At 55.9% G+C, this 12,105-nt stretch carries 15 protein-coding genes and 1 riboswitch; of the genes, 9 read left to right on the plus strand and 6 right to left on the minus strand.

Annotated features, from left to right (window positions below; all coding sequences use genetic code 11):
• Positions 1 to 15: 15 nt before the first annotated feature.
• Positions 16 to 138: riboswitch (cobalamin riboswitch) on the minus strand.
• A gap of 77 nt (positions 139 to 215) precedes the next feature.
• The 6 genes from FHW16_RS20150 (at position 216) to FHW16_RS20175 (ending at position 4,631) form a co-directional block, all read left to right on the plus strand.
• A complete protein-coding gene (locus FHW16_RS20150) occupies positions 216 to 812 on the plus strand; it encodes a histidine phosphatase family protein (protein ID WP_182551069.1) in 597 nt (198 codons plus the stop codon).
• Positions 813 to 896: 84 nt separating this feature from the next.
• Positions 897 to 1,268: a copper homeostasis periplasmic binding protein CopC gene (gene copC, locus FHW16_RS20155; protein ID WP_182551070.1), complete on the plus strand. Its 372-nt coding sequence runs from the start codon at positions 897 to 899 to the stop codon at positions 1,266 to 1,268.
• The gene (copD, locus tag FHW16_RS20160) at positions 1,268 to 2,152 is read left to right on the plus strand and encodes a copper homeostasis membrane protein CopD (protein WP_182551071.1); all 885 of its coding nucleotides are present in this window, start codon (positions 1,268 to 1,270) and stop codon (positions 2,150 to 2,152) included. Before copC ends, copD begins: the two co-directional genes overlap by 1 nt.
• 276 nt (positions 2,153 to 2,428) lie before the next feature.
• On the plus strand, positions 2,429 to 2,836 hold the full coding sequence (locus tag FHW16_RS20165) for a hypothetical protein (protein ID WP_182551072.1): 408 nt from the start codon (positions 2,429 to 2,431) through the stop codon (positions 2,834 to 2,836).
• Positions 2,837 to 2,950: 114 nt separating this feature from the next.
• Entirely contained in the window at positions 2,951 to 4,204 is a 1,254-nt protein-coding gene (locus FHW16_RS20170) for a hypothetical protein (RefSeq protein WP_348643908.1), read from the plus strand.
• Between the two features lie 220 nt (positions 4,205 to 4,424).
• A complete protein-coding gene (locus tag FHW16_RS20175) occupies positions 4,425 to 4,631 on the plus strand; it encodes a TOBE domain-containing protein (RefSeq protein WP_182551073.1) in 207 nt (68 codons plus the stop codon).
• 33 nt (positions 4,632 to 4,664) lie between these two features.
• Here the strand turns inward: FHW16_RS20175 and FHW16_RS20180 are convergent, their stop codons facing one another.
• Positions 4,665 to 4,991, minus strand: a complete 327-nt coding sequence (locus tag FHW16_RS20180) for a hypothetical protein (protein WP_182551074.1) — start codon at positions 4,989 to 4,991, stop codon at positions 4,665 to 4,667.
• A 305-nt stretch (positions 4,992 to 5,296) separates the two neighbouring features.
• Here FHW16_RS20180 and FHW16_RS20185 point away from each other — a divergent pair, with 305 nt between their 5' ends.
• Positions 5,297 to 5,659: a DUF6481 family protein gene (locus FHW16_RS20185; RefSeq protein ID WP_182551075.1), complete on the plus strand. Its 363-nt coding sequence runs from the start codon at positions 5,297 to 5,299 to the stop codon at positions 5,657 to 5,659.
• A gap of 19 nt (positions 5,660 to 5,678) precedes the next feature.
• Here the strand turns inward: FHW16_RS20185 and FHW16_RS20190 are convergent, their stop codons facing one another.
• The 4 genes from FHW16_RS20190 to FHW16_RS20205 form a co-directional block, all read right to left on the minus strand.
• Complete coding sequence (locus FHW16_RS20190) at positions 5,679 to 6,191, minus strand: DUF1993 domain-containing protein (protein ID WP_182551076.1); 513 nt, start codon at positions 6,189 to 6,191, stop codon at positions 5,679 to 5,681.
• Positions 6,192 to 6,259: 68 nt separating this feature from the next.
• On the minus strand, positions 6,260 to 7,342 hold the full coding sequence (locus tag FHW16_RS20195) for an ABC transporter ATP-binding protein (protein ID WP_182551077.1): 1,083 nt from the start codon (positions 7,340 to 7,342) through the stop codon (positions 6,260 to 6,262).
• A complete protein-coding gene (locus FHW16_RS20200) occupies positions 7,339 to 8,910 on the minus strand; it encodes an ABC transporter permease (RefSeq protein WP_432652063.1) in 1,572 nt (523 codons plus the stop codon). The genes FHW16_RS20195 and FHW16_RS20200 overlap by 4 nt, the downstream gene beginning before the upstream one ends.
• Positions 8,911 to 9,078: 168 nt before the next feature.
• Positions 9,079 to 10,089, minus strand: coding sequence for an iron ABC transporter substrate-binding protein (locus tag FHW16_RS20205; protein ID WP_182551078.1), 1,011 nt, complete (start codon positions 10,087 to 10,089; stop codon positions 9,079 to 9,081).
• A 287-nt stretch (positions 10,090 to 10,376) separates the two neighbouring features.
• Here FHW16_RS20205 and FHW16_RS20210 point away from each other — a divergent pair, with 287 nt between their 5' ends.
• Positions 10,377 to 10,670, plus strand: coding sequence for a hypothetical protein (locus FHW16_RS20210; protein WP_182551079.1), 294 nt, complete (start codon positions 10,377 to 10,379; stop codon positions 10,668 to 10,670).
• Between the two features lie 109 nt (positions 10,671 to 10,779).
• Positions 10,780 to 11,355: a DUF1349 domain-containing protein gene (locus tag FHW16_RS20215; protein WP_182551080.1), complete on the plus strand. Its 576-nt coding sequence runs from the start codon at positions 10,780 to 10,782 to the stop codon at positions 11,353 to 11,355.
• Between the two features lie 21 nt (positions 11,356 to 11,376).
• Here the strand turns inward: FHW16_RS20215 and FHW16_RS20220 are convergent, their stop codons facing one another.
• A complete protein-coding gene (locus tag FHW16_RS20220; protein ID WP_182551081.1) occupies positions 11,377 to 12,081 on the minus strand; it encodes an FCD domain-containing protein in 705 nt (234 codons plus the stop codon).
• Positions 12,082 to 12,105 lie beyond the last annotated feature (24 nt).

The following is a 12,105-nucleotide window of genomic DNA, read 5'->3' on the forward strand; positions in this document are numbered from 1 at the left end:
GACGCGTTCGATGACGGAATTGATAAGGTTACGGTTAGGGTCTGGCTTTCAATCAACGTATGAACGGCTGATTAATTACAGTGGCGCGACCGCTCCGGAATTTCACCGGCTTCCAAACCCGCAACTCCATCGTTATATCTGTGCGCGCGGCAAACTGTCAATGAACGGTCGCGCTGCTGTTTCGGCCTTTTTCTCAAGTGTTTGCGGGGAATATTTTGGCAAAAGCCACGCGATTGACCCTTGTCTGCCACGGCGCGACCTCTGCGACGCGGACGGGCGCTTTTCCGCTCGATGAACCAGTCGAACCAAGCGAAGTGCAACGTGCCAAGGATATTGCCGGTTATTTGCGCCATGCGCACCGTTTTGTGACCAGTCCCGCACAGCGCGCGCAACAGACAGCGCAAGCATTAGGGCTTGAAGCCGCGATTGAGGCCGTGATCTCGGACATGGATTATGGACGGTGGGCAGGAAGGTTGCTAGCTGATATCCACGCGACTGCTCCGGGTGACGTCGAGAATTGGATGAGCAACCCCGCTTCGGCTCCACACGGCGGCGAATCCTTCAACGACCTTCTTCACCGCGTCTCGGGTTGGCTCACCACACATATGGATGACGGCGGCCATACGATCGTCGTCACGCACGCCTTGGTCATCCGTGCCGCCATTATCCATACGCTGCAGGCACCTGTTTCGGCTTTCTGGCGGATTGATGTCGAGCCGCTGAGTTTCACCGAATTGAACAGTGACGGCCAGAGATGGATGATGCGGGCCTGTGCCAATTCGCCGCCGAGCAGCGCAGGCAGCGCGACATGATCCCGGCCAAAGTCGGGCGTAATTTCCATGCCTAACCCAACAATTGCGTTTCTCCCTTTACCCCCATCTACTCAAGGAGTTCTCATGTCGAAGCTGTCCCATGTATTTGTCATTGCAGCCATTCTCAGTGCTGGCATGGCGGGCGAAGCGTTTGCCCATGCCCATCTGAAATCCGCAACGCCGGCTGAAAATGCCGTTGTGACACCATCATTCGCCGAGCTCGACCTGACGTTCTCCGAGGGACTGGACATCAAATTCTCGGGAGCAACGATAACGCAGGAGGATAAATCTGCCGTTGCGACCGACAAGGCAAGATTGGCCGCTGGCGACAACAAGACCCTGATGATCCCGGTTCCAGCACCTCTTCAGGCAGGCGCTTACACCGTTGATTGGCACGTGCTGTCTATCGACGGTCACAAGACCAAGGGCAGCTATATGTTCACCGTCAAACCCTGATGGAGCCGGCAACTGCGCTCATTTTTTGCAGGCTCGTGCACTATGCGTCGACGATGTTCCTGTGGGGCGCGTTTGCCTATCTGACATTGCTTGTTCCCAAGACTCTGGCGTTGGATACGGGTCGGCGCCTTCATGCCGCACGCGTAGCGGCTATTCTCCTTGCTCTAACGTCGACATTCCTGGCGCTTCCGCTGCAAGCTGGCGCAATCGGGCAGGGGTGGAGCGACGCGGCCAACCTGACGACAATCCGGGATGTGCTTTTCGAGACCAGCGTCGGTCATAGCTGGCTCTTTCAGGCAGCCACTGCCTTGCTGCTCATTCCCGCTCTTTTCTTGCCGGTGCACAAAGCACACGCTGTTGCTGCGGCCGCATCCGGATTACTTCTAATGAGCCTGGCTTTGACGGGACACGCTGCGATGCAGGAGGGCTGGGCGGGCGTCGCCCATCAGATCAATGACATGGCGCATGTCCTCGCCGGTGGTGCATGGATTGGGGCGCTTGTCCCGGTCATGCTGGTTCTTGGAAAATTGTACCAGCCCACTCTGCATGCGAGTGCTCAACTCGCGCTGATGCGATTTTCCACGGCAGGCCACATCGCCGTCGCGCTTGTGATTGCTTCCGGTATCGTCAATACCCTGCTCATTCTCGGCCACATTCCGGCGGATTTGTCCTCGCCCTATCAGTTTCTGCTGCTGACGAAGATCGTTCTTGTCATTCTCCTCACGGCGCTCGCCATCATAAACCGTTACGTCTTCGTGCCGCGGATGCGGTTCGACGAGGCAAGCGCCGTACAGGCAATCTGGTATGGAACGCTTGTCGAGATCGTTTTGGGAATTGCCGTGCTCGGCCTTGTTGCCTGGTTCGGCATGCTGGAGCCGGCCTAGACAAAAATATATGTTTATCACGTCACGCCGGTTCGCTCTGTCGCGTTCCAGCGTACGGGCGACATCCGCATGATCCATATCCTGAAAGATTGGATGTCCCGGCGATTCCTGCATTGGGCCTCCCACAGAGTTGGGTAACCACAAAACGCAATCTGGTTCTAGGATAAGTGGCAGAACCGGAATCCAGTGCCTGCTTTTGCCGATGTTTTAACCGCGCTTTCGTTTCAGGCTCCGCGCCAATGCCCTATGCTCGGGCCAATCGTAAAAGAATGGCCCATGAAAAGCGTATCCGACTTGAACAGCAGATTTTCCGGACAATCCGGGAGTAAAGATCCGGTTGAACAAGGCCAGCAGGCATTGCTCTCCGGTTTGGTCGGACGTTCATCGAAATCGGCGAAGCGCACAATGAGCCAGTATTTCAAGACGTTGTCAGATGTTGATACAGCCAGAAATCAGGTCGAGAAGGCACGGCGGGCCGCTGATGAAAGCCTCAATCGTGCCAAGGCGGCGCCAAGACCCCACGAGGTGACCAACCCGGCCTTTGTCGCTTTGTTCGAAGCCCACCAGCACGATCGCGAAGTGCTTTTCGCAGCCATGCGTACGCTTGATCGGGCTCAGGAGGTCTTGCAGGTCGAATCCGAAAAAATCGATAATTCCACACGAGATGGCAATCTTTCGCCATGAGTTTGCGGGAATCTAAAGGTGCATAAACGATCGGCCTGATTGTATTTTGCAGACTTTTGCGTTTCGCCAGCCTATCAATCCGGTGTTCGATATCATCAACAACGGAAAATCTGCGTGAAAAAACTCATTTCCCTGATCCTGGCGGCTGGTTTTGTCTGCTTCAACCTTGCCGCAACAGCACGGGCGGATAATGCCGCAACCGAGCTGTTTCAGAAATATCTCGCCAACGGCCGTATTGGCGAAGCTGATGAGCAGTTGCTGGCTATGGCTGCCAAGGCCACCAATAACGCTGATGCCCAACTGGGTCTGGGTCTTGTCCGGTCGGCGCGGGCCTTCGAGAAATTGTCTCAGTCACTCTACAAATATGGATTTGGCTCCAAGTCCGATGGCTACGAGATGTTGCTGGGGCGCGGCTCCAGCGAGATTGCCAAAAACTACAATCCGGAACCCGTCACCTATGAACAGTTTCGCGGGATTCTTGCCACGTTCATCGCCGATCTGGATTCGGCCGACAAGGCGCTTGCAGCCGTTGGCGACAAGCCGGCAAAGCTGAAAGTGGACCTCTCCGTTGCCGGGTTCGACTGGAACGGCGACGGTACAGTCGGCCCGGAAGACCACATTGGCCGTGCCTTTGCCGATACGAACGAGAATGGCGAGCCCTTGCCGTTTATTGTTGGTTTTGACACCGCCGATGCGAAATGGCTGCAAGGTTATGACAATCTTCTGATGGCGGTCGCCAAAGCGTGGCTCTCCCACGATTTCTCGGAGAGCTGGAACAGCAGCTTCAGCGTCGTGTTCCCGCGGGCGGTCTCAACTATGTCGGAAGCCAACGGCAAGGGTGCTGAAGAAGAGACAATGTTTGGTCTCAACAAAGCGCAGGCCGACGATATCGCCGACGCGATAACGCTTCTCCACACCATCCGCTGGCCCGTTGCGGACAAGGCGATGTGGGGTGAAGTGCGAGATCATCTGAAGAAGGTCATCGTTCTCAACCGCGAGACCTGGGCGCTGATCGACAAGGAAACCGACGACGATCACGAATGGCTGCCTGGACCGAAGCAGAAGAGTGGCGTTCTGCCATCTTTTGATGTGACGCCGGAGCGCATCCAAGCATGGCTCGCGGTTCTGTCGCAGTTTGAAGCGGCGCTGGACGGCAAGATTCTTGTCCCTCATTGGCGTTTTGACAAGGGCATCAACCTTGCAAAGGTTTTCGACGATCCCAAACCCTTCGACCTTGTGCTGTGGATAACCGGCCCGGCAGCTGTGCCCTATCTTCAGGATGGTCCTGCCATGAGCAACGGCGAATGGCGCCAGATTACCAACATCTTCGAAGGAAACTTCGCCGCATACGCCTTTTATTTCAATTAAAGTAGAGGCAAAAGAGCCCAAAAATGGAGCTGTGGTAACGGGATTCAGGGGCAATCATGCCATTCCCTTGCTTCAGTTGCTCCGCAGGAGGGACTGGTCTCTTTACTGAAGTTCGATGTGAATCAGTTGAAATCGGCCCTCTTTTTCGGGCCTTTTTCTTTTGTTCCTTGTAAAGGAAATGGTGCCGTCTAAAAGTACGGCAAACAACAGGAGAAACGCCATGAAAATCAGTGCACGCAATCGGCTGAAGGGAACAATCATCGAAGTGACCAAGGGCGCGACCACCGCCCATGTCCGTATCGATGTGGGCGGTTCGATCGTTACCGCATCCATCACCAACGAGTCCGTTGATGAATTGCAGCTGAAGGTTGGAAACACTGCTTATGCCGTCGTCAAGGCGTCGGACGTCATGGTTGCCATCGATTGATCAATACAGAGCGCCGTGTGTCTGCACGCGGCGCTATTTTTTGGCGCGGCGCAACAATTCCAGCGCAACGTGCAGCACATCTTTCTCCTTGATGCCTACAGTGACATCCTCGACATCATCGATGGTTTCGCCATCAACGAGACGGATTGGATTGTGTCCCTTGGCAACGACCATCGTTCGAACTCGCCGCGGAATGGCCGGCAACAGAAAACGTTTGACGCACTCGACAAGGACTTCGCGCTTGTTGGGAGCCAGCCTGCCGAGCTTTTCGCGCAGCAGAGACCCGAACATGTTACCATCAGCAAAACCAAATTTGCTATCAAGATCAAAGGCATGCAGTTGGTATTCAATGTGAGCCATTTTGCTCTCCCATCGGCATCTGTCAAAATGACAATGTTGATGCCTTGATACTTCCAGAGATATGGGGATTACCCCACGGGTTTTCACGCTCTTTTTTATCGTTCGACACCAGATGTTACATTGAGCCTGAAATCTTGATAATTCAATTGCTCTTTAGTCAGAGCTTTCATTGTCACGGGGAGCCGGGTAGGTTACAGGAAGTACATCTGCAGTGCGCCTTGATACGGCGCGCGTCGCGTCAACGGCAAATGCCGGGGACGTCTCCAGCGGATCTCAAAAATGACCCATACAAGGACTACCCCGGTTTGAAACATCTCAATGAATTCGCCGATCGCCGCAAAGCGGCGGCCGAAGCCAAGCAACAGCTTCTCAAAAAGTTCGAAACAGCACCTAAGCCAACCGATCCTGAAATGTTGGCAAAGCGTGCAGAACGGGAAGCAATAGCCGCTGCACGGGCGGCCCGGCAGGCAGAGCGTGAGCGTACAAAGCAGGAAGAGCGTGATCGCAAGCTCGCCGAAGCAACTGCGGCAGCAGAGGCGGCAGCTGCGGCTGCCAACGCACTTCAGGCGGAGTCCAGCAACCGCATCGCCCGCGTCGTCGCCGACGAAGCAGAACGCAAGGCGGAACGTGATCGCCGCTACGCTGCCCGCAAGGCGAGGCAGCGCTAACGGGTCTTAACCGATTCAGTTAGTTGCTGTAGGCACCCAGATAATCAAGCTTACCGATGGGTACGCCATTGTGCCGCAAGATGTCGTGGGCGGTTGTGATGTGAAAGAAGAAGTTCGGTAATGCGAACTTCAGCATATAGTCATGTCCGCCCAGATGCGCCTTGTTCGGGCCAAAGCTTAGGATAACCTCCCGGGTATCACTGCTATCCAGCACAGACGCATCAAGACCTTCCAGGAACGCGACAGTATTGGCAATGCGTGCTTTCAGATCGGCAAAGCTCGTCTCCTCGTCGGGAAAGCTTGGTGTCTTGACATCTGTCAGCCGGCCGATGGTGGCTTTCGACGTGTCGCTTGCCCGTTGAATCTGCCCGGCGAACGGCAGCATGTCGGGTGCGAGACGTGCATTGACCAGCACCGAAGGGTCGATCTTCTTTTCCTGGGCATAAGCTTCGGCTTTTGCAATCAGTGCCGAGAGGATCGAGAAACCGCGGATAAAGACCGGGACTGAAATCTGGTACATAGAAAGTGACATGGGTGTTCCTTCCGGGAGCATGCTTGTTTGGGCGATCGCGTTTCCCGGCTTCGGGAACAACCATCGCGTCAGGCGAATATATGCGGCTCACCCAGGACTTCAATGCGCACATGATCCCCGGTTGCCGGAAGATTGACCGCGGAACACTTGATCTGCACCGGCGAAGTCGTCTGGCCGTGACGAGTGCCATGGTTACCGACGATTGCAAGGGCCACGGTGCACACGGCTCCACCGAATTCGATGTCGATTACCTTGCCATAACCAATATTGCTGTCAGGTGCTGCCGTGGCATCCTTTTCGGGCACGGCGACGAGTTTCAACTGTTCGGGACGCAACATTATTTCCGCTGTGCCACGACGCTTGTTCGTCGCCGATGACAACCGGCCAAAAACGCAATCAATCCATCCGTCGCCGAGCTCTGCAGGCAAAAGAATGGCATCACCAAGAAAGGACGCCGTTGTACGGTCTGCCGGGTTCAGGTAGAGCGTGCGCGGCGATCCGGCCTGCACCAGTTTTCCCTGTCGCATGACGGCAACCTGATCAGCGAAGGACAGGGCTTCCGCCTGATCATGGGTGACCAGAATGGTCGTGATGCCGGCTTGCTTCAAAACCGCGGCAACAGCCTTGCGCATATTCTCGCGCAGGCCCGTATCGAGCGCGGAGAACGGTTCGTCCAGCAGCATCAGCTTGGGTTGCCGCGCCAAGGCGCGAGCGAGAGAAACGCGTTGCTGTTGCCCGCCTGAAAGCTGATGCGGACGACGACCGAGCATGACGGTATCAAGTTCGACCATATCCATGAGTTCAAGAATACGCTGGGGTCGGTCAGGGTTGCGCTTGTCGAGCCCAAAGCCGATATTGTCAGCAATGGTTAGATGCGGAAACAGTGAACCATCCTGAGTCACAAATCCAACACTGCGGCGATGTGCAGGAACAATTGCCGGCCCATCGGCCAAGATCTCGCCATTCAACGTCATCTGACCGCTATCGGGAGCTTCGAAGCCACCGATGAGGCGGAGCAAGGTCGTCTTGCCTGATCCTGACGGACCGACAATCGCCGTGCGACTTCCTGCTGCAACCGAAAGTGTCACATCATCAACGGCAGTGGTTACACCGTATCGTTTGGTTACACCGCGAATGTCGAGGAAAGTCATCGTCCAATAATCCGTTTCGACTGGGCATGCAGCAGGAGCGTGAGGGGCAGGGACAGCACGACCATCATCAGTGCATAGGGCGCAGCAGCCACATAATCAATCTCACTGGTCAATGACCAGAATTCCGTGGCCAGTGTGCGTGTACCATTGGGTGCAAGCATCAGTGTGGCCGTCAATTCATTGGTAATGCCGAGCGCAACCAGCGCAATACTTGCCGCTGCGCCAGGCGCTGCCAGCCGCATTGTAATGCGCGTGACGGCCTGTGCAGGTGTGCGGCCGAGGGCCATGGCTGCCCGTTCCAGTTCGACCGGTGCCTGGGCAATGCTGGCGCGCAGGCCAACGAGCGCGCGCGGCAGGAAAAGCAGGCCGTAGGCGAGCAGTAGTGTCGCGGCTGTCTGATAAAGCGGCAGGACGGCGCGCACCGTTATCGTCACAAGCGCCAATGCAACCACGACGCCGGGCAGGGAGCCGACATAATAATGGCAGGCCTCAAGCGCGCGTTGAATCCGGCCGGGAGCCCGCACGGAAAGCCAAGCCATTGGGATGGCCGCGACGGTGGCAAGGAGCGCACCGGCAATAGCCAGAAGCACAGTGGTGCCGAAAGCAGTACCAATGGCACCGAGATCCCAGACCGCTGTGCCTCCGGCAATAAGCCAGCGGCCCAAGGTCACGAAAGGAACACCGAGTGCCAATGCGGTTGTGATCAGCGGGATCAGCAGGCAGGGCAGCGCAAGCCAGCCAAGCCGATGCCTCGTAGCGGGGCGGGCTGAGCCCGAGCCGACACGCGCATACCGTTCGTTGCCGCGGATCAGGGCCTCAAGTGCCAGCAAACCCGCGCAGCACAGTACAAGGACGCCTGCCAGCATATTGGCAGCCGGGCCATTGAAGGTCGACTGGAACTGGTCGACGATCGCCGTCGCAAATGTATCGAAGCGGATCATCACGAAAAGGCCGTACTCTGCTAAAAGATGGAGACCGATCAGCAGGGATCCGCCGCAGATCGCAAGGCGCAGTTGCGGCAGGAGCACGCGAAAAAAGACACGCCATGGGCCAAGGCCAAGCGATGCTCCGACATCTTCCATCGCAGGATCGACCCGCCGCATCTGCGCGGCAACAGGAAGATAGAGGAACGGGAAATAGGCGAGAACAGATACCAGTACACCGCCGAACAGACCGTGCAGGCTGGGAGCAATGCTGATCCACGCATAGCTGTGGACAAATGCAGGAACAGCCAAAGGCGCAACCGCAAGCCAAGCCCAGAGCCGGGCACCGGGTAGATCGGTACGCTCCGTCAGCCAAGCCAGACTGACTGCCAGAATGATCGAAAGCGGGATCGTCCAGACTTCCAGTAGAACCGTGTTGACCAGGAGTTCGCCAACCCGGGCGCGAAACACCAGTGCTACGACCGCATCCCATCCGGTTTGCATGGTAACCCAGATGACGAAACCGAGCGGCAGCAGACTGAAAAATGCGACAATCCCTGCAAAGCCGAAAACAGACAGAGACGGCAAGCGGCGTCGGGCTTTCAGGAACCGCGCGACATCAGCGTCGGGATCTGCACCGTTTATTGATCCGGTTGATAACAATTCACATTTGCTTTCATAGGCATGGGCGCTTTGTCGCGACCTGATCAGTCTTCTTATCCGAAGCCAAATCGAACAACACCCCCCACAGGACCAAATGTCGCTGCAGGAGGTGCGAGCTGTTCTTTCCGTGCCGGATAACCGGCGCGGCGGTTAAAGCAATCCTGCTGCCGTCATCAGGTCTGTGACCTTCTTGCTGTTCAACTTGGAAGGTTCGACCTTTGGAGCCTGCAGGTCAGCCAGAGGAACAAGCGCTGCATTGGATGCCGCATCCTTGCCAACCGCATACTCGAAAGAATCTCCGTCCTTCAGTACAGTCTGGCCACTCTTGCCTGTAACCCATTTCAGAAATGCCTGCGCATCTTCCTTGTGCTTGCTGGAAGCCAGAACGCCACCGCCTGAGATGCTTACGAATGCACCCGGATCTTCATGCTTGAAGTAGTGCAGCGAAACGTTCTTGCTGTTCTCGCCGGTTTTGGCCTGATCGCCGAAATAGTAATAGTGATAGATCACCGCGCCTTCGATCTCGCCAGCATTAACGGCCTTCATGGCAACGCTGTTGCCTTTGTATGCCTTGGAATTTTCTTTGAGTGCCTTCAACCACTTGGCCGTTGTTTCCTCACCTTTCAGTTCCAGAAGGGCGCTGACGATGGCCTGGAAGTCTGCACCAGCAGGCGCTGCGCCCCAGCGACCCTTCCAGTTCGCATCGGCAAGGTCGAGAAGTGACTTTGGCAGCTTGTCTTCGGTCAGCTTGGTCTTGTCATAGGCGAATACGGTCGAGCGGGCGGCGACTCCGGTCCAGCGTCCATGCTCAGGACGGAAGTTGGCTGGAACCTGGTCAAGTACCGCCTTGTCGAGCGGTGCGAAGAGCTTGGCATTGTCAACGAGAACCATTCCGGGCGAGTTTTCCGTCAGAAACGCGTCAGCCGGGGAGGCCGTACCTTCCTGAACGATCTGGTTGGCAAGTTCCATGTCCTTGCCGTTGCGGATCGTCACCTTGATACCGGTTTCCTTGGTGAAGCCATCAGCCCACTCTTTCGTGAGGCTCTCGTGCTGGGCATTGTACACAACGATGCCATCGGCGCTCTGCGCCATCGCCGGAGTGGTGATTAAAGCAACGACAAGCGCCGCAGCACTCGCAAAAGTCGGAAAGTTGATTTTCATGAAAACCTCTTTAGTTTGTATGGCTTGCAGAGCAAATTTCGGTCGTGCCAACAAGGACCCGGAACACCTCAGCCATACAAAACATGAGATATTTGGTCAACAAAAATACCCCCTGTTTATACCCGTGGAACCACCATCACGAAATAGTTATCGCTGTCATCACCGAGTGTGATTTGCGTTAGGGACAAAAGAGGAATTTACTTCCTTCTCATCTGCGGTTTTCATGCACCATGACGGGGTGACAACGCAGGTACTGTCAAAGCCTTAGCCATCTCAGGGAGTGTGTCATGCCTTTTACAAGCAGGGACCAACGTATTCACTCCACAACCGACTGGGAGATCATGCAGCAGGCCCACAATCAGGCATCCAAGATGCTTGATCGCTGCCCGAAAACCCATGCGCGTTGTAACCATCTCGCCAAGATCGTGATCGCCATTTATGAAAGCGGCGTTCAGAATATTGACGAGCTGGCCGTGATGGCGGCAAACCGTGAACTGAATGTCCTGGCCGAGAAGGGATATTTTCAACAGCCGTTTCGTGTTGCATCAATCAACCAACGGCCTGACGCGCGTCACTCATAAAGATTTATGCTGGCAGTGCTGATAACTGGAGGCTGGCTTTTATGCTTCCGCCAATCTGATATCATCGTTCGCGCCGTATCCGATCGGATTCGCCTGCGGAGAGATACTCATGAACATGCAATATCACTGGCTCAATGAGCCAGAATCCCACCACGGCGATGCCCGTCAGCTTGCGCTTTCAACAGCTGAGAACACCGATTTCTGGCAACAGACATTTTACGGCTTCGAGCGCGACAACGGCCACGCCTATCTGACGCCCGTCAGTGGCGATTTCAGCGCCAGCGTGACTGTGCGGGGGTATTACAAGGAATTGTACGATCAGGCGGGATTGATGCTTCGGATCAATCCCCAGAACTGGATCAAGACCGGCATCGAATATACCGATGGTCTCATGCATTTCAGTGTTGTGGTCACCAATCGCATTTCCGATTGGTCGGTTATCCCCTTGCACACAGCTGGAACTGAAGACGATGTGCATATCAGGCTCACCCGCCATGATGACGCGGTGCGCGTTCAGTTTGCGGTCAATGACGCGCCGTGGCAGCTGGCGCGGCTTGCGCCTTTCTCCAATGCGGACGCATCAGTGGGCATCATGGCCTGTTCACCGCAACGGGGTGGATTTGAAGCACAATTCCGGGATCTGAACGTGGGGCCGGCAATCCCGCGTGACCTGCACGCGGATTAGACGTGGCGGCGAGGAGTGTTTCTAGCTCGCGAAAAGTTCGGGTCGCTTGGTTTGCAACTGCAGCAGCATTTTGCCCATTTTGGAAATATGATCTTCCATTGTTGCAACTGCCCGCTCAACGCTGTTGTCCGCGATGGCCGCAACAATCGCTTCATGCTCTTTCAGCGTTTCAACCATGCGTGTTTCGTAGTGCAGGAGCAGCCGTCGCACGCGGTCGATCTGGCTGCGCTCTTTCGAGGCAATCTCGCGCAATCCGACCAGACCGGCAGCATCGCAGATCATATCGTGAAGTTCTTCATCAAGCGCGTAAAAACCCTCGAAATCCCTGATCTCTGCTGCCTTGCGCTGCCGATCCAAATTGTTGCGCAGGCTATGCACGGTGTCTGCTGAACTTCGCTCCGCTGCACGCCGGATCGCCGCCGTTTCAAGCGCAATGCGGACAAACTGCGCGGTCTCGATCTTGTCCAGCCGCAACCGCGCAACGAAGGTTCCGGTCTGCGGGTAAATCTCCACCAGCCCTTCATCAGCAAGACGGTTGATGGCATCGCTGACCGGGGTACGTGATACGCCGAGTTGCAGTGCCACCAGTTCCTTGCGGATGGCTTCGCCCGGTGCGAGCTGCGATGAAATGATGGCTTGGCGCAGGATGGAATACACCTGATCCTTGCGTGTGACCGCGACGACTTTTTGTTCTCTGTAACTTTTGCCGCCTGTCCCCAATTGCACGTTCCATGCTCCCCGAAATGCCCA

This window comes from Phyllobacterium myrsinacearum (assembly GCF_014138285.1).
Lineage (GTDB): Bacteria > Pseudomonadota > Alphaproteobacteria > Rhizobiales > Rhizobiaceae > Phyllobacterium > Phyllobacterium myrsinacearum_A.

Bases quoted from the DNA above. Each gene is read 5' to 3' on its own strand.
- copC (WP_182551070.1), top strand. From the start codon at position 897: ATGTCGAAGCTGTCCCATGTATTTGTCATTGCAGCCATTCTCAGTGCT.
- copD (WP_182551071.1), top strand. From the start codon at position 1,268: ATGGAGCCGGCAACTGCGCTCATTTTTTGCAGGCTCGTGCACTATGCG.
- FHW16_RS20165 (WP_182551072.1), top strand. From the start codon at position 2,429: ATGAAAAGCGTATCCGACTTGAACAGCAGATTTTCCGGACAATCCGGG.
- FHW16_RS20175 (WP_182551073.1), top strand. From the start codon at position 4,425: ATGAAAATCAGTGCACGCAATCGGCTGAAGGGAACAATCATCGAAGTG.
- FHW16_RS20180 (WP_182551074.1), bottom strand. From the start codon at position 4,991: ATGGCTCACATTGAATACCAACTGCATGCCTTTGATCTTGATAGCAAA.
- FHW16_RS20190 (WP_182551076.1), bottom strand. From the start codon at position 6,191: ATGTCACTTTCTATGTACCAGATTTCAGTCCCGGTCTTTATCCGCGGT.
- FHW16_RS20195 (WP_182551077.1), bottom strand. From the start codon at position 7,342: ATGACTTTCCTCGACATTCGCGGTGTAACCAAACGATACGGTGTAACC.
- FHW16_RS20205 (WP_182551078.1), bottom strand. From the start codon at position 10,089: ATGAAAATCAACTTTCCGACTTTTGCGAGTGCTGCGGCGCTTGTCGTT.
- FHW16_RS20210 (WP_182551079.1), top strand. From the start codon at position 10,377: ATGCCTTTTACAAGCAGGGACCAACGTATTCACTCCACAACCGACTGG.
- FHW16_RS20215 (WP_182551080.1), top strand. From the start codon at position 10,780: ATGAACATGCAATATCACTGGCTCAATGAGCCAGAATCCCACCACGGC.